Below are 22,079 nucleotides of genomic sequence, written 5' to 3' on the forward strand. Positions count from 1 at the left end.
TCTTTTCCTTGTTTCAGCGGCCGAGAATGGTGACACAGGCGGCAGCTTCTTCTACCCCGTGCAAGCCGCCACCGTTTTCGGCGATGGCGTTCTGCGCCCCTTCGACCTGACGCGCGCCGGCTTCGCCGCGCAGTTGCGTAACCAGTTCAAAGACCTGCCCGATACCGGTGGCCCCGACCGGGTGGCCCTTGGATTCCAATCCGCCCGAAGGGTTCACCGGAATGCGTCCGCCGATCTTTGTGTCGCCGCGCAGGCTGGCCGGGCCGCCCTCACCGAACTCGACAAACCCGAGGTTCTCGATCTGGATCACTTCACCGACGGCGGTGGCGTCATGCACTTCGGCAACCGACATATCTTCGGGGCCGAGCCCCGCCTGTTCATAGGCCTGATGCGCGGCCAGCCGGGTCAGGTGGTTCTTGTAATCTTCCGGCGGACGGTCGGTGCCCGAGCGCAGGATCGCGGCCTTGACCTTGATCGCGCAGGCGGGATCGAGCCCCAGCCGCTTGAGCCCTTCGCCCGTGCACAGCACGGCCGCCGCGGCACCGTCCGAGATCGGGGCGCACATCGGCAGGGTCAGCGGATAGGTGATGGGCGGCGCGGCCAGAACCTGATCGACACTCATGGCATCGCGATACTGCGCCAGCGGATTATGCGCGGAATGTGCATGGTTCTTGGCGGCGACGGCGGCGAACTGTTCCTGCGTGGTGCCAAAGGTCTTCATGTGCAACCGCGCGAAGCCTGCGTAGACATCCATGAACACGCTGTAGGGCTTGGGCGATTTCGATCCTTCGGGTTCCTCGACTCCGGTACCCAGATCGGCCAGCCGTTGCGCGACCTCGTCGCCGTTGCTGACGTCCCAGCCGCTGTCGAAGGCCGAAAACATCAACGCGCGGTCGTCGGAATACATCTTTTCGGCGCCTATGGCGAGGCAGCAATCGCCATTGCCCGCCTTGAGAAAATCCACCGCCAGTTTGAACCCGGTCGAGGCGCTGGCACAGGCGTTTTCGACATTCACCACCGGAATGCCCTGAATGCCCATCTCGCGTAGCGCGATCTCGCCCCGTATCATGTGCTGGCCTTCCATGTGGCCCTGCACCGCGTTCGAGAAGAACGCGCCGTCGATGCGATCAGCCGACACTCCGGCGTCTGAAAGGGCGGCGGCGACGGCCTCGCCGGTCATGGCCTTGATGGTTTTGTCCCGGAATTTTCCGAACGGCGTCATCCCGACGCCAACGACGTAAATGTCCTGCATCGTTTGTCCTCCTGATCTAGTATCCGCGAAACTGCGGTTTTCGTTTTTCATTGAACGCCGACAGGCCCTCGTGCATGTCCCAGGACCGCATGTGCGCGCGCAGGTTCAGCATCTCTTCGGACAGGGCGGCGGTTTCATCCACGTCCAGCGACCGGTTGGCAACCGCCTTCATACGGCGCAAGACCGCCGGGCTTTTGTCGGCCAGCTTGTCGGTAAATTCCTGCACGGCGTCGCGCAGTTCTTCGTCCGCGACGACCTTGTTGACCAGCCCCCAGTCCATCATGTCCCGCGCCGAAACGTTCTCGCCCGAGAACAGCAGGTATTTCGCGCGGTTCAGTCCAATCCTGCGCGGCAGGATCGCCGCACCGCCTGCTCCGGGAAAGACCCCGAAATTGGAGTGTGCGTCGCCCAGCTGGGCGCTTTCGGCGGCAAAGACCAGATCGCAGGCCATCACCATTTCCAGACCGCCGGCCATGGCCAGCCCATTCACCGCGGCGATTACGGGTTTCGGGCCATGCCGCATCAGTCCAAACGTGTGATCGACAAGATCAAGAAGGTCCGGTTCGCCCGGTGCATGTTTGGCGCCAGCAACTTCTTTCAGATCGGCACCGGCGCAGAACGCCCGCCCCGAACCGGTCAGGACAATTGTGCGAACCGCATCGTCGGCCAGCGCCGATTCCAACGCGGCCGCGATCTCTCGCAACATCTGCGTTGACATCGCGTTGAGCTGTTCGGTGCGCTGGAAGGTAATCCATTCAGTTTTTGCCACCCGCTCGACAAATAGCGTCTGCTTCTCTTCAGTCATGCTACGCTCCTGAAAAATAAGGATATTTATGTTTTCCGTCTTGTCTTTTGCGGCGATCTGCGCTGCACTGGGGCGGACCCGCACGTGGACAATACAAGAGCTGGAGACTGATATGAGTAATGCACCCCTGGCCGGCCTGAGGATTCTCAGCCTTGCCGAACAATTTCCCGGCCCCTACGCGACAATGCTGTTGTCCGACATGGGGGCCGAGGTGATCATGATCGAACGTCCGGGCATCGGTGATCCGGCCCGGCAGTTTCCGCCGTTGTTCCGGGCTCTGAACCGGGGCAAGCGCAGCGTCGCGCTGGATCTGAAATCGGCCGAGGGGCTGGCACGGTTTCGCGAACTGGCCAAGGTTTCGGATGTTATCGTCGAAGGGTTCCGCCCTGGAAAGCTCGCAGCCTTGGGCGCCGGGTTCGAGGACATGCGTGGCGTCAACCCGCGGCTGGTCTACGTGTCGATTTCGGGCTACGGGCAGGACGGCCCCTATCGTGACCGTGCCGGCCACGACCTGAGCTACGAAGGCGTTGGCGGCCTGCTGGCCGATCAGGCCGATGCAGGGCAACCGGGCCCTGTTCCGGCGGTCCCCCTCGCGGATGTGGGCGCGGCGTTGTTCGCGGCGATCGCAATCCTGTCGGCGGTGGTGTCGAGCCAGCGGACGGGGCAGGGGCGTTACGTGGACGTGTCCATGTCGGACGCTGTGGTTTCGATGTTGACGGCATTCCTTGTTCCGGCCGCCAATGGCACACCGCTGGGCGAGTTCATTGCCGAGCCGGGCTATGGCGTGTTCACCTGCAAGGACGGCAAGCTCATGACCTTGTCCATCGCGCATGAAGACTGGTTCTGGAAACCGTTCTGCGACGTGATCGACAAGGCGGACCTCGCGGGGTTGACAGGCCGCGACCGTGTCGCCCGCAAGGACGCGTTGCGCGAAGAGATCGCGGCGGTTCTGGTCGGCAAGACGCGCGCCGAATGGGGCGATCTTCTGGACAAGGCGGGGGTGCCATGGGGTCCGGTCAATTCCCTGGTCGAAACGCTGGACGACCCCCATGTGCGTGCGCGACAGTTGCTGCGCACGATCGCGCATGACAGCGGCAAGTCCGAGACTTTCATTGTCCAGCCTCTGAAGTTCGATGGTTTCGAGACCGCAGCCCCTGACCTGCCACCAGAGCTTGGCGCAGACAATGACAGCGTTCTTTCGGGCAGCGCCAGCTAGAGACGGCATCCGTCCGATGTCGGCTTTAGCAGGCAAAGGAATACCCGCCATTCACCGGATAGGTCTGTCCGGTGATCCAGCTGGCGGCATCCGAGCAGAGAAACAGGATCATTCCGGCGGGATCTTCCGGCTCGCCCAGCCGGCGGATCACATATTGCGACAATGCCCGCTTCTCGGTCTCTGCATCCGGGATCAGGTCGGCAACAGCCGGTGTTTTCGTTCCCCCCAGGGCGACGCAATTCGCGGTGATCCCGAACCGGCCACCCGCCTTGGCGATGGCCCGCATGAAGCCTGCCGCACCGGCCTTGGCTCCGGAATAAACCGCCAGATGCGGCTCGCCGACGCGACCGGCGTCGGAAATGACGGTCACGATGCGCCCATAGTCACCTTTGACCATCAAGGGCATGGCGTGTCGGGTGCAGTTCAGAACCCCATCGAAATTGGTCGCCATCCAGCGGCGCCATTCGGCGGGATCGGATTCCCAAAACGGAACAAGATCGTCAAGACGCGATGTCGGCCCGGCGTTGCCCGCATTGTTGACCAGAATATCCACGCCGCCGAAGGCGTTCTGAGCCTCGGCAAACGCCGCGCCGACCGCGTCGAAATCCGACACATCGAACGCGAGCGGCATCGCCTTTGCACCGGCTGCCTCCACTTCCGCGGCAACGCTTTCGGCCCGTTCGGCGTGAAAATCGTTGACGACGACGGCACCGGCCCCGTGTTCAGCCAGATAAAGCGCGACTTGTCGGCCCACGCCCTGACCCGCTCCGGTTACTACTGCGGTACGACCCTTGATGGATAGAAGTTCACTCATCTTCGTTCCTTTCCTATCCCAGCCACCTCTTGCGGCGGCGATAATGTTTGATTTCACGATAACTTTTGCGTTCGCCGGACGCGGTGACACCAAGATAAAACTCCTTGATGTCCTCGTTGTCAGCGAGCTTGTCTGCCGGGCCATCCATCACGATACGGCCATTTTCCATCACATAGGCGTAGTCGGCGATCGACAGTGCAGCAGCGCTGTTCTGTTCGACCAGGAAAAAGGTAGTGCCTTCTGATTTGAGTTGCTTGAGCACTTCATAAACATCCCGGATCATCATCGGGGCCAGACCCAGGGACGGCTCGTCAATCGCGATGATCTTGGGCTTGGCCATCATGGCCCGACCAATCAGCAGCAGTTGCTGTTCGCCACCAGACATGAAGCCAGAGGTTCGATTGCGGAGGTCGGCAAGCCGAGGCATCAAGGTGTAAACATGGTCCAGGCGGTTTTTAAGCTCGGCGGAATTGGGCACCATGTGTCCGCCGACGATCAGGTTCTGCTCTGACGTCAGATGGCGCAACACGCGCCGGCCTTCCATCACGTGGATCAGGCCATTCTTCACGACTTCCGAGGCTTCCATGTTCTGAACGGGGGTTCCGTCCAGAACGATGGACCCTGCCGAAACGGTTCCATCCTCGGATTTGAGCGTTCCCGAGATGGCCTTGAGCGTCGTGCTTTTGCCCGCGCCATTGCCACCGAGCAGAGCAATACATTGACCTTCACTGACTGTCATGGACACGCCTTTGAGCGCCAGGATGACGTCGGAATAGGTCACTTCTACATTATTGAGTTCCAGCATGGTCATATTGCCCGGGGCTAAGGATCTGGACGGGCGCCGCGACTGCGGCGCCCGGATTAATTCACCACTTCTGAACGTCAGGAACGTCGACGCCGGTCGCTTCGATGGTGATCTTGCCATCTTTGACAGTGCCCACATTCACCTTGAGACCTTCCAAAGGGAAAGGCGCATCGGGAGTGAACGTGAGGGATGGAAGAAAGCCGTGGGTTTCTTCGGTCGTGATCGGCCCGGCAAAAAGCGCCTCGCGTACCATCTCTCCGGTCAGGCCCTCGGCACCGTTCGCCTCGATCGCGTGATCGATCACGGTCACGACAAAAAGACCTTGAGACACGCCCATTGCGGTCACGACGTTCCAGGGCGCCTTGAGTCCATGATCCGCAACCAGTGTTTCATAGAATTGCCGCGCGGGAGTGTCTTCATCGGCTGCGATCGCCATGCCGTAGGCTTCAAAGTCGCCCTCCAGTTGATCAAGCCCGCCAAGCGCGCCGCCCGAGGCCGGAAGCCCGTTATGCGAACTCATCATGATCGGGATGCTCGAACCGTTGGCCTGCAGTCCACGTTTCGCCGCAACCACGATAGAAGTGTTCGTCTGGATGACCAGCGCCTCGGCCCTGGCCCGCACGACGCGGCGCATTTGCCCCGTCAGATCGGTCGGTTGCACTTCGGTATAGATGACCTCGACGAGGTCAATCTCCTCGGGGTGCTCTTCGGCATAGAGTTCGAGGCCCTTTGCCATATCGACATAGGCAGGCGAGGCCTCGGAAGCCAGGATCGCGACCTTAAGCGGACCGTCTCCACCTCGCTGTTCACGCATCCAGTTCAGAAAGCCGGCGCTTTCGTGCGAATAGGTCGGACGCGGGTTGAAAATCCAGGAATCCGGTTTCCAGGCAAAACCGTAGCTGGCCGTGGCCATGAACATCGGAATCTTGTCTTCCGGCAGGCGTTCGGAAAGGGCGGCAACGTCAGGCCCGCCAAGGCCGACGACCGCAATCGGGTTCAGTTCCGATTTGATCCCGGGCCAGAGGCTCGCCACCTGTGCCGCGTCATAGCGGGTTTCGTAGTTCTTGTAGTTCAGCGTAACGCCGAGTTCCTTGCCCCGGGTTTCATTCCACCAGGTGAACACGGCCTCGCGTCCGCCCGCCAGAACGGGCATGATGTCAGCATAGGGGCCGGAAAAGTCCGAGAGCAAGGCGAGATTATAGTTTGTCTCCGCCTGCGCTTTCAAAGGCATAGATGCCGCAACAGCTATGGCACACGCTGCCAGCAGGCCGCGGAGGCCTTGTTTCGTTTGGTAAGTCATATTCTTCCTCCCAGGTTAAGAGCCGCTCTATTTTTTCAGTAGGGAAACGGCCAGATACGATAAGATGATTTCATTATGTTCCAGCGGTGCATCAGCCCCTTGGGTTCGAGGATCATGAACAATGCGATCACGCCGCCAAGAACGACATTCATGCCGGCGAACACGATGTCACCGCCAAGGAATGATACCGAGTCGGCAATATTGGGGCCGACCGTCGCGATGATTTCCTGGATGATGCGGATAATGAAGACACCGACCAGGGCTCCCACGATTGATCCCATCCCGCCGACGATGATCATCGCGACAAAGAAGATCGAGTGAAACAGGGTGAACTGGTCCACCCCCACGAAGCGGATCAGATAGGCCCACAGCGCCCCGCCGACACCCGCATAGAAAGCGCCGATCAGGAAGGCATTCGCCTTGGTGGCCGCGACATTGATCCCCATGATACCTGCGGCCACGTCATCATCCCTGACCGCCACGAAAGCACGGCCAAAGCGTGACCGCACGATCCCGAATGCGCCCGCGACCATGATCGCGGTGACCGCAAAATTCATGTAGAACTGCGCAGTTTCGCCAACGAAGCGCAGCCCAAAAAGTTCTGCGGGCGGCACGGTGATGCCGTTTGATCCACCCATCCAGGTTGACGGCAGGTTTAATACGGCAAAGTGGAACAGGAACTGTGCCGCAATCGTGGTCAGAGCCAGATAAAACCCCTTGATCCGCGCCGCGGTCAAACCAAAGAGAAAGCCGAATAGCGCAGCCGAGAGGCCGGCCAGAGGAATCGTCAACAAGAATGTAAGGCCGGTCTTCGAGGCCAGTATCGAGGCCGTATAGGCCCCGACCCCCATGAAAGCCGCCTGACCCAGGTTGATCTGGCCCGCATAGCCGGTGCAGATCTGAAGCCCTACGGCAATGACGGCGCTGATCATCATCATGTTCAGGATAGCGATGATACGCCCGCTTACCAGATAAGGCGCTAACAACAATAAAGCCATGAACAAGACGAGGGCAAGCACCTGCCAGCGCGTTCGGATAATACGTCTGTCACTGCGATAGCTTGTCGGGAAAATACCGGAGGGATCCATGGATTACACCCGCTCGATCGTGCGCCAGCCGAACAGGCCGGTCGGCCGGATCAGCAGAATGGCAAGCATGATGATGTATGGCACGACACTGCCAAGTGAGCCGCCAATCAGCGGGTCAAGATAGTTGGTGGTCAGGCTCTGGGCGATTCCGATGATCACGCCCGCTAGGATAAGCCCGCCGATGGACTCAAGCCCGGCAAACAGCGCCACCGGCAGGGCCGCGAACCCGATATCCGAGGCCAGGAAAGTCAGCGATTTGCCGCTGAGAAAGATCATTGCACCGATCGTGGACAGGATTGCCCCAAGCACCCAGGCAAAGGCAATCGAGCCCTTCACTGAAATCCCCATCGAAGATGCCACGACGTGATCTTCTGCCACTGCGGTCATCCGCAGGCCCGACCGGGTCCGGTTGAAGAACCACGACAGCCCGACGGCGGCGACAATGGTGATGATCCCGCCCATAAGGAGGTTCATCGGGATCAACATATCACCGAGGAACAACGGTTTCAGCGGGAAAATGATCGGGAAGGGCCGCACGGCGGGACCGAACACAAGTAGCACCAGCCCGCGCAACAGGATCAGCAGGCCGACAGTTACCATGACCATCGAAAAAACCGATTCACCGATCAGCTTTGTCAGAAAAATCCGTTCGATTGCGTATCCGACAAGGCCCGCCAGAACCAGCGAAAGCGGTATCGACAACCAAAGGCTAAGCCCCGCTTGCATCGTTGTGAACCAGACGATGAACCCGCCGATGATCACAAGTTCGCCCTGCGCGAAGTTGAATACCTTGCTGGCGCGGTAAATCACGACAAAGCCCATGGCCACCAGCGAATATAGTAGGCCGATCAAAGCCCCGGTTATGATGTCATTGATGAAATAAACCATGTTCGCCGACCTCCTTTAGGTTTTGGACTGCGGCTTGGCAGCCTTCGATGCGTTTTCGACATCTGATACGCGAACCGTGGCCTTGAGAACGCCTTGACGGCCATCCTGATAGGTCACGGCGATTTCAAGATCGGTCTTGTCATCGCCGCCATAGATCGCTTCGACAAGCTTTGCATATCGTTCCTCCAGAAAGGCCCGCCGGAGTTTCCGGCTGCGGGTCAACTCGCCTTCATCCGGGTCGAGCTCTTTAGGGAAATTCGCAAACCGCGCGATGCGCGAGCCTTGGGGTAGAAGGCCATTGATGCGCGCCACTTCGCCTTTGATAAGCTCCAGAATTTCGGGTTTCTGCGACAGATCGGTGTATGTCGAGAAGCTGATCTTGTTCTCTTCCGCCCAACGACCCAGAACTTCCATATCGATATTGATAAGCGCGCTGACGAAGTCACGGCTTTCGTCGCCCAGGGTCATGAGATCCTTGATGAAGGGGCTATAGCGCAACCGCGTTTCGATGAACTGCGGCGGATAGCTGTGCCCGTTTGCCAGGCGGCGCATGTCCTTGACACGGTCAAAGAACAAAAGCTCGCCGTCGTCGGTCATCGACACCGCGTCACCGGTCTTGTACCAACCGTCTTCGGTCAGCTCCTCTGCGGTCTTTTCGGGCTTGCCGTGATAGCCGCCGAAGCCCGATCCGCCCCGCACCTGAAGCTCGCTTTCGTCCGAGACTCTGTAGTCCAGCGGGTCGCCATAGTTCGTGTTGCTTTGCATCCAGCTGCCGCTGGTTTCCAGCTGATAGCTATCGCCGACATGCGCAGTCAGAAGGCCGATTTCGGTCGCGCCATAGACGTTGCGCAGCTTGACCCCCATCGCGTGGAACATGCGAAAGACGTCAGGTGCCATCAGGGCGCCGCCGCTCATTGCGTTTTTGGCCTTACCAAGGCCAAGATTGTCGCGCAGGTGATGCAGCACCAGCGCCTCGGCAAAGGGAAGCTGCAGACGTGCGGCAAGGCTGGGGCTGCGCCCCTCCAGCCGCTCGACATAAACGTTGCGGCCGACTTTCATACCCCAATTGTACATCGCATTGCGGAACTTGCCCGCACCCAGCATCCGGGCCTGGACGATAGAAGCGAGGTTCTCCCACTGGCGCGGGCTGAACACCAGCGCGTCAACCGCCAGTTCGCGAATGTTGGTCAGCACGTCTTCGGGGCCTTCGGGGAAATTGACGACCATGGGCGCGATCAAACCGATCGACAGGCCGAAAATCTGTTCCGTGACCCAGGCGGGGGAAATGTAGGTCAGGTACTCCGTGCCTGGCGCGATTTCGATTGCCCCCATCACCCGCGAGCAGTTGTCGAACAGGTAGCGATGGCTGATGACAACGCCCTTGGGTTTTCCCGTGGTCCCGGAGGTATAGGACAGCAAGGCGGTATCGTCCGCCCGCCCGCGTTTGACGTGTTCTTCAAATCTGGCAGGCTCTTTGGCGTGGATCTGACGTCCAGCCGCGCTCACACTTTCAAAGGAATGCAACAGGGGATGATCATAGCCCCAGAGGCCGGAATCATCCCAGTAAACGATCGCCAGGGCACCCGGGTATTTGCCCGCGATCTCGATGCATTTATCGACTTGCTCCTGATCCTGCGCCAGAAAAATCCGCGTTTGCGAGTCTTCGGCCAGATACAGAATCTCTTCGGCGTTCTGATCCGGATAGACGGACAGGACTTTGCCGCCCAATGACTGGACGGCGTATTCAGCCCAGAAATGTTCGGGTTCGTTTTCGCCGATCATCATGACGGAATCGCCCGCCGACAGGCCCAGGTTCTCCAGCCCGAGAGCCAGGGCACGAACCCTGTCAAGCACATCGGCCCAGGTGAATTCACGCCAGATACCAAGGCGCTTGTGGCGTTCGGCGAGGTCATTCGGCGAGGAGATTGCACGCGCGAGCAACACCTGTGGCAGGGTTTCGCTATGTGTCACTGCCGGGTCTGAATAGACCATTGCTGTTCTTTGTTTGACCATCCCGCTACCCCAGATATGCCTTGATCACAGCCGGGTCCTTCTGGATTTCTTCCGGGGTGCCTTCGGCGATCACCCGCCCGAAATCCAACACCACAATCCGGTCGGCAAGGTCCATAACCACGCCCATGTCGTGCTCGACCAGAACCACCGGAATCTTGCGCGCTTCGCGCACATCGAGAATGAAGCGCGCGAGGTCTTCTTTCTCTTCCGAGTTCATACCGGCCATCGGTTCATCCATCAGCAGGATCGACGGTTCCTGCGCCAATGCACGGCCCAGATCGACACGTTTGCGCAGCCCGTACCCCAACGTGCCCACGGGCCGGTTGCGGATTGCCTCGATCTCCAGAAAGTCGATGATCTCTTCGGCGGCTTCGCGATGTTCCGATTCCTCGCGCATCACGGGACCGAATTGGAAAAAAGCCTGGATCACATTCGATTTCATCAGCATGTGACGGCCGATCATGATGTTTTCCACCACGGTCTGCCCGGCAAAAAGATGGGTGCCCTGAAACGTCCGCGCCAAACCGCGCCGGGCGATCTGGTCAACACGCAGGCCGGTCACGTCCTGACCAGACAATTCGACACGGCCTTTCTGCGGACGGTAGAAGCCCGCAGTAACGTTCAGAAGTGATGTTTTTCCGGCACCGTTCGGGCCGATGATCGCAAGCAATTCATCGTCGTTTATAGAGATGCTCACATCGTCGAGCGCCGTCACACCGCCAAATTTCAAAGTTGCACCACGCACCGCAAGCGGCGATGAGACGATCCCGCCATTCGTAGTCATGATGCAGCCCGTGCCTTTTCCCGACACGTCATGGAGTCGCGCACAGCCCTACCGTAGGGTTGTCCGTTGAGAACGAGTTTTCCTCGCATCGTTTCTCCTCCCACCTCTTTGTTCAGAGGTTTGCCTGGGCTATTTACCAAGTCTCCCCGCGCAACCTAACAGATGTTAGAAAATTTAGTCAACAACTGAATTCGCTACCGAAGAAAACCGATCAGACAGCCGCGTACTCTGCGGAAAAGCTTCGAAGACCTTTTTGATCCTGACACCAGACTGTCCCGGAGGCACCGGTCCCTTCATTGTGCAATTGCAATTCGCAGGGCAGGGTCAGCGGTGCGAGTCCGCGGAAAGAAAACCGGTGGGGCGACGTCTTCAACGCATCCGCCGCCAGGTTCAGAAGCAGCGTTGCCTGTAAAGGGCCATGCACAACAAGCCCGGAATAGGCTTCGGTTTCGGTCGCGTAGATGTGGTCATAGTGGATGCGATGGGCATTGAACGTCAGCGCCGAATAGCGAAACAGCAGCACAGGATCCGGAGTCAGGCTCGATCTGAGCGTGGCGGGGTCGCCCGCGTCGGGTGCGCTCTTCACCGGGCGGGGCGCGGTGATCTTACGAAAGACAATCGACTGCTGTTCCCGGATACAAAGCCGGTTGCCGCTGAAATACTCGTGTTCGATGGTCACAAAGACCAACGCTCCGCTGCGGCCCTGCTTGGCCGTTATATCCCCGATCGACGAGCGGCGGGTGAAGGTTTCACCGATCGTCAGCGGCGCGATATGTGTAACATCGCCGCCGGCCCACATGCGGGCGGGCAGCGGTACCGGGGGCAGAAATCCACCCCTTGCGGCATGGCCATCTTCTGACAGGGCGGCAGCTGGCACGGTATCAAGGGCAATACACCAATGAATTCCCAGCGGAACATCACCCGCTCCGCCCCAAAGGTGCGGGCCGAACGTGGCACGGAATTTGTCGATCAGTCCCTGCGTCAGAACATCTTCACTGGTTTCGGTGCGTCCCAGCCAGGGCGCCAGCGCGTCTAGGTCGATCTCACTCATGGTCGCGGCCTCAGAAGGATCGCGGCATGCCGAGGATATGCTCGCCGACATAGGACAGGATCAGGTTGGTCGAGATCGGGGCCACCTGATACAGTCGGGCCTCGCGGAACTTGCGCTCGACATCGTATTCCCGCGCGAAACCGAAGCCGCCATGGGTCTGGATGCAGGCATTGGCCGCTTCCCAGCTGGCTTCCGAAGCCAGCAGCTTGGCCATATTCGCCTGCGCCCCACAATCCAGCCCGGCATCGAAACGTCTGCAGGCCTCAAAGCGCATCAGATTGGCGGCCTCGATGTTCACATAGGACCTGGCGATGGGGAATTGCACGCCCTGGTTCTGGCCTATGGGACGGTCAAAGACCACGCGGTCGCCGGCATAGGCGCGGGCCTTGTCAACGAACCAGTATCCATCACCGATACATTCCGCTGCAATCAGGGTCCGTTCGGCGTTCAGCCCGTCAAGAATATGGTAAAACCCGCGCCCTTCGGTCCCGATCAGGTTTTCAGCGGGGATTTCCAGGTTGTCGAAAAACACTTCATTGGTTTCGTGGCCGGGCATATTGGCGATGGGGCGGACCTCCATGCCGTTGCCGATTGCCTCTTTCAGATCGACCATAAAGATCGACAGACCCTGCGACTTTTTCTTGACCTCGTTCAGAGGCGTGGTGCGTGCCAGAAGGATCATCAGGTCAGAATGCTGGATGCGGCTGATCCAGACCTTCTGGCCATTGATCTCATACCGGTCACCCTTCTTGACCGCGGTGGTCTTCAGTTTGGTGGTATCAGTTCCGGTTGTCGGTTCGGTCACGGCCATGGATTGTAGGCGCAACTCGCCGCTGGCAATACTGGGCAGGTATTTCTGCTTTTGCGCGTCCGAACCGTGCCGCAGCAGCGTGCCCATATTATACATCTGCCCGTGGCAATGACCCGCGTTGCCACCGCAGCGGTTCACCTCTTCCATGATGATCGAGGCTTCCGTCAACCCCAGTCCCGAGCCACCGTATTCCTCGGGGATCATCGCCGCGAGCCAGCCCTCGCGGGTCAGCGCATCGACGAATTCCTCGGGGTAGGTTTCGTTTTCGCCGAACTTGCGATGATATTCTGGCGGAAACTGCGCGCAAAGTGCGCGCAAGGCGTCGCGCAGATCGGTGTGAGTGTCTGGGGCTGACGTCTGCATTGGTTACTTCGCTCCCGGTCCCGACGTTTCAAGAATTTCCTGTTCGGCGCGCTGCCACAGCTCATAGGAAATCGGGTTTTCGCTCTCTTCGAGGATATGACCGACCAGACCGATGGCACGCGCCATGACGCCAAAGCCGCGCACGATCTTCCAGGGGAAGCCGAATTCACAGCAGATTGCACCGATCGCCCCGGTGGCGTTGATCGGCAGCATCTTGCCCGATTTTTCTTCGGCGACGGCCTGAATTTTCTGGATCAACGCGATGTATTCACCGGATTTTCCGTTTTCGGCGGCGATCTGGAACAGGCGCGGCGTGCGCGGATCGACAGGCTTGTGCACCGGATGGCCAAGCCCCGGCACGATGGCCTTGCGGGCGCGGAATTTTTCAACTGTTTCGACGGCAAGCGCATCCAGATCGACGCCGGTGCCGAGTTTTTCCTGCGGCAGCGCCTCGTAAAGCAATTTCGAGGCACCCTCCATCGAACCGACAAAGACGGTGCCAAGCCCACACAGCCCGGCCGCAACGGCCGCCTGAAGCGATTCCGGCGCACCCATGTAAGTCATCCGCGCCGCCAGAGCCGAAGGCGTGATGCCATGTTCGACAAGAGTAATGACGATGGCGTTGAACACCCGGCTTTCCTCGGGCGTGGCTTTGCGTCCCGTCAACTGCAGGAACGCCAGATCGCCGAGGTTCATGTGCCCGAGGATCTCGTTCGGCAGGTCGAGGCTACGCACGCTGATCTTGTCAGAGGTGCTCCAGGCAATATCGGAGCTGATTTTTTCTTTGCGTTTTCCCATTAGACCGGATCCCATGAAAAGACATCCGCCGAAACTTCGAGCGGCGTGAACTGTGATTTGAGCGCGGGAATGGCGCGCTCGGCGATTTCATCGGCGGTCCAGCCATCACCGGAATGGACCGACCGCACGGGGCGGGGCTGATTGAACAGGAAGATCTCGTTTTTGCGAACCGCAAAGATTTGACCGGACACGTCAGCCGCGCGGTCGCTCATCAGAAAACAGGCCATTGGCGCGACCTTGGCCGGTGTCATTTCCTTGATCTTCTCGACACGCGCCACCTGTTCCGGGGTGTCTGTCTTGATAGACGAGATCATCCGGCTCCAGGCGAAGGGCGCGATGCAGTTCGAACGGACGTTCCACCGCTTGAGGTCGAGGGCCACCGATTTCGAGAAGGCCGCGATGCCCAGTTTTGCGGCTGAATAGTTCGCCTGCGCCAGATTGCCGATCAGCCCCGAGGTCGAGGTCATGTGCACCAAAGCACCGCTCTCCTGTTCGCGGAAATAATCGGCCGCCGCGCGGCTGGTGTTGAAAGCGCCGTAAAGATGGACCTTCACCACCGCGTCGAAATCCTCGTAGGTCATCTTGTGGAAGAACCCGTCGCGCAGAATGCCGGCGTTGTTCACCACCGCGTCGATGCGGCCGAATTTCTTGACACCGGCCTCGATCATCGCGCGGGCGGCGTCGGGGTCGGTGACGTTGCCGCCATCGGCAATGGCGTCGCCCCCTGCGGCCTTGATCTCTTCGACGACTTTCTGCGCCGCAGTTTCGGTCTGGCCGGTGCCTTTCAGGGACGCGCCCAGATCATTGACCACCACGGCAGCGCCTTCCGAGGCTGCCATCAAGGCGATATCACGCCCGATCCCACCGCCGGCCCCGGTGACCAGAACCACCTTTCCATCAAGTGCCTTTGTCATCTTCATTCTCCCTCAGCTTGCCTTGCGATATTTGTCCAGGCCGCCGGTATGCATGACCCGGCCCATGAGCGGCACGCCGATGATCTCTTCCGCCTTGATCGCCGCTGCGATAAGCTTGTCCAGATCGATGCCGGTTTCGATGCCGAGCTCGTGACACAGGAACACCGCATCCTCGGTGCAGACATTGCCTGCGGCGCGGGCGTGGCCGTGGCCCGCGAAAGGACAGCCGCCAAGACCGGCGACCGAGCTTTCGAACATGTCCACGCCCATCGACAGGGCGGCATGGAGATTGGCGATCCCAAGCCCCCGCGTGTCGTGGATGTGCATGCCGATGCGCGCCTCGGGCGCCAGTTCGCGCAGTGCGCCGATCATACGTTTGACCGCCTCGGGGTTGCCCCAGCCCATGGTGTCGGCGACCACAAGGATCGGCACCGGGATATCCTCTTCTTCGCACAGCTGAAGTATGAAGCGGAAATCGTCGAGGATGCGTTCTTGCGGGATGGGTCCTTCGAAATTGCAGCCGAAGGCCGTCATCACATAGGCGGCGTCGACCGTGTATCCCTCTTCCTTATAAAGCCGGACCCAGTCGCGTTGTCTTTCGCGCATTTCCTCGGACGAACAATTGTTGTTCGATTGGGCAAATGCCTCGGATGGATAGAACAGCAGACGCGGGTCGATATCGACCTCATGCGCCGTCAGGGCCTTGCGAAACCCCTTGTCGTTCAGCCAGAGCGACGTGTAATTCACGCCCGGCTTGCGTTTGATACGCTTGAACAGTTCACCGGTATCGGCCATTTGAGGCACGTATTGCGGACTGACAAAGCTGCCGACCTGAATGCGTTTCAGGCCGGTTTCGCTGAGCATGTCGATCAGTTCGATGCGCTCTTCGATCGGATAGATCTTCTTTTCGATCTGAAACCCCTCACGCGGGCCTTCTTCACGAAACTCGACGAATTTGGGAAAGTCGCTCATCTCATCACTCCTCGGATGGTAGTATCTCGGCGATGACCTGGCCGCGATCGACCATGTCCCCATTCGAGACGGAAATGTTGCTGGCGATCCCCGCTGCGGTGGCGCGGATCGAGATTTCAAGTTTCATGGATTCCATGACCGCGAGCACATCGCCTTCGGCCACGGTCTGCCCGTCTGCAACCTTGACCTCGACAATCATGCCGGTCAGCGGTGAGGCCACAGCCCGATCCGCCGCCGCATCGCCGCCCGCAAAGTCAAGCGGGGCTGCTGGACGGAAAACAAGGCGGCCTTCGGGCGTGTCCATTTCGATCACGCCAGCGTGGCGGCGCGCGGCGAGCACAAAGATGGACTCACCTTCCGCGACGCGCCAGCTACCGGGCGAAATTTCACGCACGGCGAGGATGATCCTGGTGCCGTCTTCTGCGATCACGGCGTATCGGTCCCCGGATTTGACAGGGCCGACGCGCAGTTCTTCGGATGCACCGGTCGTGTCGGTCAATGTTACGCGCTGTCCCGCTTCAAGCGGGTCACCGCCCAGGCCAAGCCGCCAGCCAGTGAACGTGGAAAGATTGGTCCAAGGGTCCGCGCATGGGTCACGCCGGTCGGACGCCACGAAGAGAACGGCAGCGGCGGCTTTCCACAACTCGGGGCGCGCAAGGGCGGGGGGGGACGTCAGTGCGTCAAGCCTGCCGTCGATCCAGCGTGTATGAACCTGCATCTGTTCGAATTCGGGATTGCGCGCCAGTGCTTTCAAAAAGGCGCGGTTGGTTTGCACACCCTCAACTGCGACGTGATCCAAGGCTGTCGCCAGCCGCGCCAAGGCGGTTTCCCGGTCCGGCGCATGCACAATCAGTTTGGCGATCATCGGATCATAGAAGGGCGTCACTGCGTCGCCTTCTTCGACACCGCTGTCAATGCGCAAACCTTCCGGCAAGCTGAGCGTGGTCAAGGTGCCGGTCGACGGGGCGAACTGCATCGCCGGATCTTCGGCATAAAGCCGCGCCTCGACCGCGTGGCCGTTGATCTTGAGGTCATCCTGCATCAGGCCAAGGCCCGCGCCTTCGGCAATGCGCAGGTGAAGCGCAACAAGGTCCAGCCCGGTGATCGCTTCGGTGACGGGATGTTCCACCTGAATGCGGGGGTTTACCTCAAGAAAGAAGTACTCTTCGCCCGCGACCAAAAACTCCACTGTGCCTAGGCCGCGGTAGTCAAGCGTTTCGCCCAGGCGCACCGCGTCATGCGCGATCTCGTCCAGCAGCGCGCGGGGCAAGCCCCAAGCCGGAGCCTCTTCGATGACCTTCTGGTGACGGCGCTGAAGCGTGCAGTCACGTTCGAACAGGTGCACCACGTGCCCCTTGCCATCACCCGCGATCTGCACTTCGACATGGCGCGCTTCAGGCAGGAAGCGTTCCAGCAAAAGCCCTTCGGAGCCAAAAGTGGATTTCGCCTCGCGAAGGGCGCCTTCGATGTCTTCCACAAGCGTGGCCTCATCGGTGACAAGCCGCTGGCCGCGCCCGCCACCGCCGCCGACGGCCTTGAGCAGAACGGGCAGGCCCATTGCGCGGACTTCATCGGCAATCTCTTGCGGATCGGACCACGCGCCTTCGGCACCCGAAATAACCGGGACGCTGGCCGCCACGGCGGCCTCTTTGGCGCTGGCCTTGTCGCCGAAACGGTCAAGCGTGTCCGGCGTTGGCCCCATGAAGATCATTCCGGCGGCCTCGACCGCACGGGCAAAATCAGAGTTCTCGGCCAGAAAGCCGTAACCGGGATGGATCGCATCCGCACCGACCGATTTCGCGGCGGCAATCACCGCGTCGATCTTCAGATAGCTCTCGGACGCCGGTCCGGCACCGATGCAGACTGATTGCCCGATCTCGCGGACATGCAGGGCATTGGCGTCGGCTTGCGAATGTACGCCGACAGGAGTGATGCCGCTGGCCCGCGCGGTACGCGCGATCCGGCAGGCAATTTCGCCGCGATTGGCGATTAGAAGCGTTTTGATTTTCATGACTCGCTCCTCACATCCTGAACACGCCGAAATTGGTTTCGGCCTTGGGTCTGCGTGAGGTCACATCCAGCATGAGCGCCATGACATCGCGGGTTTCACAAGGCTCGATCACGCTGTCGATCCAGAGGTTAGAGGCAAAATTGTAAGCACCTTGAAAATCCTCGTATTCCTTGCGGATGGGCGCCTTGAAGGCTTCTTCCTCTTCGGGGGTCCAGCTTTTGCCTTCGCGTTCGTTGATCTGTCCGCGGACTTGCGCCAGCACGCTGGCGGCCTGTTCCGGCCCCATGATCGCGGATCGTCCAGTTGGCCAGGCAAACATCGCGTCGGGTTGGAACGGGCGGCCGAGCATGGCCAGATACCCGGCACCGTAGGAGCCGCCGGTGATGATGGTAAACTTGGGCACCCGGGCCGAGGACATGGCAGTGATCATCTTGGCACCAGCCTTGGCGATGCCCATCTGCTCCACCTCGCGGCCAACCATGAAGCCGTTCACATCCGCCAGAAACAGCAGCGGGATATCGCGCTGGACGCAGAGGTTGATGAAATGCGTAGCCTTCAGCGCGGCCTCGACGAACAGCACGCCGGTGTTGGCGATGATGCCAACTTCGTGGCCGTGGATACGGCCCCAGCCGGTCATGATGGTGTCACCGTAAAGCGGCTTGAACTCGTGGAAATCGCTGTCATCGACCAGGCGCGCGATGATTTCGCGGTTATCGGTTGGCACCTTGGGGTCGCGGCTGACGATGCCGTAGATTTCCTCGACCGGATAGGCGGGCGCGCGCGGCGTCTTGGGCGTCTTGCGGGGCAGGGGTTTTTCGCCCAGATGGCTGACGATCTCGCGGGTAATGGCCAGCGCGTGGGCGTCATCCTCGGCAAGATGGTCGGTCACACCCGACACGGACGAGTGCATCTTGCCGCCGCCCAGTTCTTCGGCATCCACCTTTTCGCCGGTGGCAGCAAAGGTCAGTTCCGGCCCGCCAAGATACATGAAGCCCTGGCCACGCACGATCACCACCTCATCGCAGAGCGCGGGAATATAGGCACCACCCGCAGTGCAAGGCCCCATGACGACAGCGATCTGCGGCACCCCGTCACCGGACATGCCGATCTGCTGGTGAAAGATTGAGCCGAACTGGCCTTCGTCGGGGAAAATGTTCTCCTGATCCGGCAGAAACGCGCCGCCGGAATCGACCAGCGTGATCACCGGAAGGCGGTTCTTCCACGCGATCTTCTGGGCGCGCACGTGCTTGCGGCTGGTCATGCCGAAATAGGTGCCGCCCTTCACGGTGGCATCATTGGCGATGACCATGCACTGACGGCCCTCGATCACGCCGATGCCAGTGATGATGCCCGCCCCCGGCGGTACACCATCATATTTGTTCAGCCCGGCAAGCTCCCCGACTTCCAGAAAGGGGGTGCCCGGATCGATCAGCCGTTCGACGCGTTCGCGCGGCAGGATCTTGCCTTTCGACACGTGCCGTTCGCGGGCCTTTTCAGGGCCACCGACACGTTGTTGCAAGCGAAGGGCATGCAGCTCGCCGACTTTGTCGCGATACTGTGTATCGTTTTGCCGGAAGTCATCGGACCCGGTATCGAGTAGGGATTTCATTTTTGTCATGGCAGCTCGGGGTATTCTCTCAGAACAAAGGCAACCTTGGCGGCGCCGGGTTTTTCAAAAGTGTCAGCCGCCACCAGATGGACGTCGGCTTTGAAGACGAGCGCGTCGCGCAGCCGCTGTTCGATTTTCTTCTTGAGGGCGTCGTCATCCGCAGCGTCGCGACCGGGACCGCGCTCGACGATCACCGTCAGCGCGCCCTGCGTGGTATGGCCTTTGAAATCGGCCACGATGCGCATGACGCCGTTGGTGTCCGGCACCATTTCGGTGATGACGCTGTTGATGGCCGACGGGAAAACATTGGCACCGCGCACGATCAGCATGTCGTCGGTCCGGCCTGTGCACCGGATCTTGGGGCCGGTCCGCTCGCAGGAGCATTCGGTGTCGATGACCTCGATATAATCACCCGACCGGAACCGCACCACCGGGCTAGCCTGACGGCCGAGCGCGGTATAGATCATCTCGCCTTCGGCGCCTTTTTCCCAAGGGATGATTTCTCCGCTTTCGGGATCCAGCAGCTCGGTGATGATATAGTCCATGTTGACCATATGCATCCCCGACTGGGCGTCGCATTCGGCCCAGTAGGTCACACCCAGATCGGTGCCGCCCAGCATTTCAGTGCATTTTGCACCCCAGGCCGCTTCGATCTTGGCGCGAATTGCCGGGATGCCACCACCGGGCTCTCCGCCGACGATCACCTGTTCCACGCCCAGCTCACTGGCCTTGCATCCCAGCACCTCTGGCGCTTTTTCAGCCAGGTGCAGAACGAAATTCGGTGCGCCGACGATGCAGCGCGGACGCGTGTCGGCGCAAGCGCGCAGCAGCCGTTCCGCACCGCCATCCGCGCCCACCGGCACATCGATCGTGCCCATGTATTGCAATCCCTGCATCACGGGGATGCCGCCGACAAAGCCCTTGGCCAGCGAAAACGCGTGCAGCACCATGTCGCCGGGACGCACGCCATTGGCAAAGAAGCATCGCGCTGTCATCTCGTGCCACATTTCGGTATCCGCTTCGGTCAGCGCCACATAGGACGGGCTGCCGGTTGTCCCCGATGAGGCTTGCATCTGAATGATGTCCGCCATCGGCGCGGCGCGGTGTTTGCCGAACGGCGGCTCGGCGGACAGGCTTTCGCGGATCTCGGTCTTGTAGGTATAGGGCAGCTTTTGCAGGTCTTCGATGGTGCGAATATCGTCGAACTCCACGCCGGCCTCGGCGAACTTCTCCTGATAGAAGGTGGAGTTCGTCTTGAGATAGGCCATCTGCGCACGCAGTCGCTCTTCCTGAATGCGGCGCACCTCTTCGAGCGCCGTGCCCTCGATTTCGTGCCAGAAACGATCGTTTACCTTGTCGGCGGCATCCTCCCGCCGGAAGCGCATTCCAAATTGCATGTCGTCCTCCCTGTCGGCCAGCGCGATCAATAAGACCGCGGCAGACCCATGACCTTTTCGCCGATGAAGCTGAGGCACAGTTCGCGATTCACGGGTGCCGTGCGCAGCAGGCGCACCAGCGGATACATCTCGTATAGTCCCGTATCCTCGGTAAAGCCCGATCCGCCATGCGCCTGCAGCGCGGCATCCACGGCCTCGATCCCGGCTTCGGCGGCGGCATACTTGGCCATATTCGACGAGGCCCCCGCGGGCAGCTTGTTGTCGAATTCCCAGGCCGCGCGTCGGGTCATCAGGCTGGCCATCTCGACCGCTGTGTGCGCCTTGGCCATCGGGTGCTGCACGCCCTGATGCGCGCCGATGGGCTGATCGAAGACATTGCGCTCGGAGGCATAGGCCACCCCCTTGTTCAGCGCGAAGCGGCCGATGCCGCAGCACAAAGCGGCCAGGATGATGCGTTCGGGGTTGAGGCTGTCGAACAGGATCGAGAACCCTTCGTCAACCTCGCCGACAACGTCCTCGGGGCCCAGATCGACCTCGTCAAAGAACAGGGTCCACTGTTCTTCGGGCAGGGGGATCGAGATCTTCACCCGCTGCTTGTCGACACCCTTTTTCTTCAGGTCCACCGCAAAGAGCGTGAAGCCGTCGGTCTTGCGGCTGACTTCGGTGTGGGGCTTGGTGCGTGCTACCACCAGACAATAGTCCGATACCTCGGCGCCGGTGATAAAGGTCTTTTCGCCCGACAGGCTGAACCGGTTGCCCCGGCGCTTGGCCAGCGTGGTGGCCTTCATCGTGTTGGATCCGGCCCCCGGTTCGGTGATCGCGAAACAGAACTGGATATCACCACGGCAGGCGGCCGGCAGCAGTTCCTTCTTGTGGAATTCGCTCCCGTGGCTGGCGATATGGGCCAGCGACATGGTCGGCCCGACCACCATCATCAGAAGCGGAATGCCGTGATTGGCGGTGCCTTCCATGAACAGGGCCATTTCGGTCATGCCAAGGCCGGCGCCGCCGTATTCCTCGGGCACCATGATGCCCAGAAAGCCGTCATCAGCAATCTGTTTGAACATCTCCTGCGGGAATTCATGCCTGCGCGCGTGGTCCAGCCAATAAGCATTGTCGTATTTCTGCGCCAACTGACCGCCGTATTCGTAAATCTGGCGCTGTTCGTCATTCAAAGTGAATTCCATG

At 60.2% G+C, this 22,079-nt stretch carries 19 protein-coding genes; 1 reads left to right on the forward strand and 18 read right to left on the reverse strand.

Annotation, left to right across the window (positions count from 1 at the left end):
• Positions 1 to 13: 13 nt before the first annotated feature.
• Positions 14 to 1,252: a thiolase family protein gene (locus tag QO231_RS12555; protein ID WP_316776735.1), complete on the reverse strand. Its 1,239-nt coding sequence runs from the start codon at positions 1,250 to 1,252 to the stop codon at positions 14 to 16.
• A gap of 16 nt (positions 1,253 to 1,268) precedes the next feature.
• Positions 1,269 to 2,057: an enoyl-CoA hydratase/isomerase family protein gene (locus tag QO231_RS12560; RefSeq protein ID WP_188078292.1), complete on the reverse strand. Its 789-nt coding sequence runs from the start codon at positions 2,055 to 2,057 to the stop codon at positions 1,269 to 1,271.
• Between the two features lie 112 nt (positions 2,058 to 2,169).
• Between QO231_RS12560 and QO231_RS12565 the strand changes: the two genes are divergently transcribed.
• Positions 2,170 to 3,273, forward strand: a complete 1,104-nt coding sequence (locus tag QO231_RS12565; RefSeq protein ID WP_246156676.1) for a CaiB/BaiF CoA transferase family protein — start codon at positions 2,170 to 2,172, stop codon at positions 3,271 to 3,273.
• A 25-nt stretch (positions 3,274 to 3,298) separates the two neighbouring features.
• On the opposite strand, the gene QO231_RS12570 is transcribed toward QO231_RS12565, so the two are convergent.
• From QO231_RS12570 to QO231_RS12645, 16 genes are all read right to left on the reverse strand, one after another.
• Positions 3,299 to 4,087 carry an SDR family NAD(P)-dependent oxidoreductase gene (locus QO231_RS12570; RefSeq protein WP_111368624.1) on the reverse strand — a complete coding sequence of 263 codons (789 nt, stop codon included), beginning with the start codon at positions 4,085 to 4,087 and terminating at the stop codon, positions 3,299 to 3,301.
• A 13-nt stretch (positions 4,088 to 4,100) separates the two neighbouring features.
• Entirely contained in the window at positions 4,101 to 4,892 is a 792-nt protein-coding gene (locus tag QO231_RS12575) for an ABC transporter ATP-binding protein (protein ID WP_111368647.1), read from the reverse strand.
• Between the two features lie 61 nt (positions 4,893 to 4,953).
• Positions 4,954 to 6,123, reverse strand: coding sequence for an ABC transporter substrate-binding protein (locus tag QO231_RS12580; RefSeq protein ID WP_316776748.1), 1,170 nt, complete (start codon positions 6,121 to 6,123; stop codon positions 4,954 to 4,956).
• A gap of 104 nt (positions 6,124 to 6,227) precedes the next feature.
• Entirely contained in the window at positions 6,228 to 7,280 is a 1,053-nt protein-coding gene (locus QO231_RS12585) for a branched-chain amino acid ABC transporter permease (protein ID WP_027238747.1), read from the reverse strand.
• A gap of 3 nt (positions 7,281 to 7,283) precedes the next feature.
• Complete coding sequence (locus tag QO231_RS12590) at positions 7,284 to 8,168, reverse strand: branched-chain amino acid ABC transporter permease (protein ID WP_111368622.1); 885 nt, start codon at positions 8,166 to 8,168, stop codon at positions 7,284 to 7,286.
• Positions 8,169 to 8,183: 15 nt separating this feature from the next.
• Entirely contained in the window at positions 8,184 to 10,160 is a 1,977-nt protein-coding gene (locus tag QO231_RS12595; protein ID WP_111368621.1) for an AMP-binding protein, read from the reverse strand.
• A 25-nt stretch (positions 10,161 to 10,185) separates the two neighbouring features.
• On the reverse strand, positions 10,186 to 10,965 hold the full coding sequence (locus tag QO231_RS12600; protein WP_111368620.1) for an ABC transporter ATP-binding protein: 780 nt from the start codon (positions 10,963 to 10,965) through the stop codon (positions 10,186 to 10,188).
• 211 nt (positions 10,966 to 11,176) lie between these two features.
• Positions 11,177 to 12,016, reverse strand: a complete 840-nt coding sequence (locus tag QO231_RS12605) for an FAS1-like dehydratase domain-containing protein (RefSeq protein WP_111368619.1) — start codon at positions 12,014 to 12,016, stop codon at positions 11,177 to 11,179.
• Positions 12,017 to 12,026: 10 nt separating this feature from the next.
• Complete coding sequence (locus QO231_RS12610) at positions 12,027 to 13,190, reverse strand: acyl-CoA dehydrogenase family protein (RefSeq protein WP_027238752.1); 1,164 nt, start codon at positions 13,188 to 13,190, stop codon at positions 12,027 to 12,029.
• 3 nt (positions 13,191 to 13,193) lie between these two features.
• Entirely contained in the window at positions 13,194 to 13,988 is a 795-nt protein-coding gene (locus QO231_RS12615; protein ID WP_316776772.1) for a citryl-CoA lyase, read from the reverse strand.
• On the reverse strand, positions 13,988 to 14,902 hold the full coding sequence (locus tag QO231_RS12620; protein ID WP_111368646.1) for an SDR family NAD(P)-dependent oxidoreductase: 915 nt from the start codon (positions 14,900 to 14,902) through the stop codon (positions 13,988 to 13,990). The genes QO231_RS12615 and QO231_RS12620 overlap by 1 nt, the downstream gene beginning before the upstream one ends.
• Before the next feature lie 12 nt (positions 14,903 to 14,914).
• Entirely contained in the window at positions 14,915 to 15,874 is a 960-nt protein-coding gene (locus tag QO231_RS12625; protein ID WP_101657251.1) for a hydroxymethylglutaryl-CoA lyase, read from the reverse strand.
• A 4-nt stretch (positions 15,875 to 15,878) separates the two neighbouring features.
• A complete protein-coding gene (locus QO231_RS12630) occupies positions 15,879 to 17,885 on the reverse strand; it encodes an acetyl/propionyl/methylcrotonyl-CoA carboxylase subunit alpha (RefSeq protein WP_111368616.1) in 2,007 nt (668 codons plus the stop codon).
• A 10-nt stretch (positions 17,886 to 17,895) separates the two neighbouring features.
• Positions 17,896 to 19,503, reverse strand: a complete 1,608-nt coding sequence (locus tag QO231_RS12635) for an acyl-CoA carboxylase subunit beta (protein WP_111368615.1) — start codon at positions 19,501 to 19,503, stop codon at positions 17,896 to 17,898.
• The gene (locus QO231_RS12640; RefSeq protein ID WP_111368645.1) at positions 19,500 to 20,891 is read right to left on the reverse strand and encodes a phenylacetate--CoA ligase family protein; all 1,392 of its coding nucleotides are present in this window, start codon (positions 20,889 to 20,891) and stop codon (positions 19,500 to 19,502) included. Before QO231_RS12640 ends, QO231_RS12635 begins: the two co-directional genes overlap by 4 nt.
• A 26-nt stretch (positions 20,892 to 20,917) precedes the next feature.
• Entirely contained in the window at positions 20,918 to 22,078 is a 1,161-nt protein-coding gene (locus QO231_RS12645; RefSeq protein WP_101657255.1) for an acyl-CoA dehydrogenase family protein, read from the reverse strand.
• Position 22,079 lies beyond the last annotated feature (1 nt).

Source organism: Sedimentitalea todarodis, from assembly GCF_032595355.1.
GTDB classification, from domain to species: domain Bacteria; phylum Pseudomonadota; class Alphaproteobacteria; order Rhodobacterales; family Rhodobacteraceae; genus Sedimentitalea; species Sedimentitalea todarodis.

What these genes read in the sequence shown, in the direction of transcription:
- QO231_RS12565 (WP_246156676.1), top strand. Translation starts at nt 2,170, where the DNA reads ATGAGTAATGCACCCCTGGCCGGCCTGAGGATTCTCAGCCTTGCCGAA.
- QO231_RS12600 (WP_111368620.1), bottom strand. Translation starts at nt 10,965, where the DNA reads ATGACTACGAATGGCGGGATCGTCTCATCGCCGCTTGCGGTGCGTGGT.
- QO231_RS12595 (WP_111368621.1), bottom strand. Translation starts at nt 10,160, where the DNA reads ATGGTCTATTCAGACCCGGCAGTGACACATAGCGAAACCCTGCCACAG.
- QO231_RS12640 (WP_111368645.1), bottom strand. Translation starts at nt 20,891, where the DNA reads ATGCAATTTGGAATGCGCTTCCGGCGGGAGGATGCCGCCGACAAGGTA.
- QO231_RS12635 (WP_111368615.1), bottom strand. Translation starts at nt 19,503, where the DNA reads ATGACAAAAATGAAATCCCTACTCGATACCGGGTCCGATGACTTCCGG.
- QO231_RS12625 (WP_101657251.1), bottom strand. Translation starts at nt 15,874, where the DNA reads ATGAGCGACTTTCCCAAATTCGTCGAGTTTCGTGAAGAAGGCCCGCGT.
- QO231_RS12630 (WP_111368616.1), bottom strand. Translation starts at nt 17,885, where the DNA reads ATGAAAATCAAAACGCTTCTAATCGCCAATCGCGGCGAAATTGCCTGC.
- QO231_RS12560 (WP_188078292.1), bottom strand. Translation starts at nt 2,057, where the DNA reads ATGACTGAAGAGAAGCAGACGCTATTTGTCGAGCGGGTGGCAAAAACT.
- QO231_RS12620 (WP_111368646.1), bottom strand. Translation starts at nt 14,902, where the DNA reads ATGACAAAGGCACTTGATGGAAAGGTGGTTCTGGTCACCGGGGCCGGC.
- QO231_RS12580 (WP_316776748.1), bottom strand. Translation starts at nt 6,123, where the DNA reads ATGCCTTTGAAAGCGCAGGCGGAGACAAACTATAATCTCGCCTTGCTC.
- QO231_RS12555 (WP_316776735.1), bottom strand. Translation starts at nt 1,252, where the DNA reads ATGCAGGACATTTACGTCGTTGGCGTCGGGATGACGCCGTTCGGAAAA.
- QO231_RS12585 (WP_027238747.1), bottom strand. Translation starts at nt 7,280, where the DNA reads ATGGATCCCTCCGGTATTTTCCCGACAAGCTATCGCAGTGACAGACGT.
- QO231_RS12645 (WP_101657255.1), bottom strand. Translation starts at nt 22,078, where the DNA reads ATGGAATTCACTTTGAATGACGAACAGCGCCAGATTTACGAATACGGC.
- QO231_RS12615 (WP_316776772.1), bottom strand. Translation starts at nt 13,988, where the DNA reads ATGGGAAAACGCAAAGAAAAAATCAGCTCCGATATTGCCTGGAGCACC.
- QO231_RS12590 (WP_111368622.1), bottom strand. Translation starts at nt 8,168, where the DNA reads ATGGTTTATTTCATCAATGACATCATAACCGGGGCTTTGATCGGCCTA.
- QO231_RS12570 (WP_111368624.1), bottom strand. Translation starts at nt 4,087, where the DNA reads ATGAGTGAACTTCTATCCATCAAGGGTCGTACCGCAGTAGTAACCGGA.
- QO231_RS12575 (WP_111368647.1), bottom strand. Translation starts at nt 4,892, where the DNA reads ATGCTGGAACTCAATAATGTAGAAGTGACCTATTCCGACGTCATCCTG.
- QO231_RS12605 (WP_111368619.1), bottom strand. Translation starts at nt 12,016, where the DNA reads ATGAGTGAGATCGACCTAGACGCGCTGGCGCCCTGGCTGGGACGCACC.
- QO231_RS12610 (WP_027238752.1), bottom strand. Translation starts at nt 13,190, where the DNA reads ATGCAGACGTCAGCCCCAGACACTCACACCGATCTGCGCGACGCCTTG.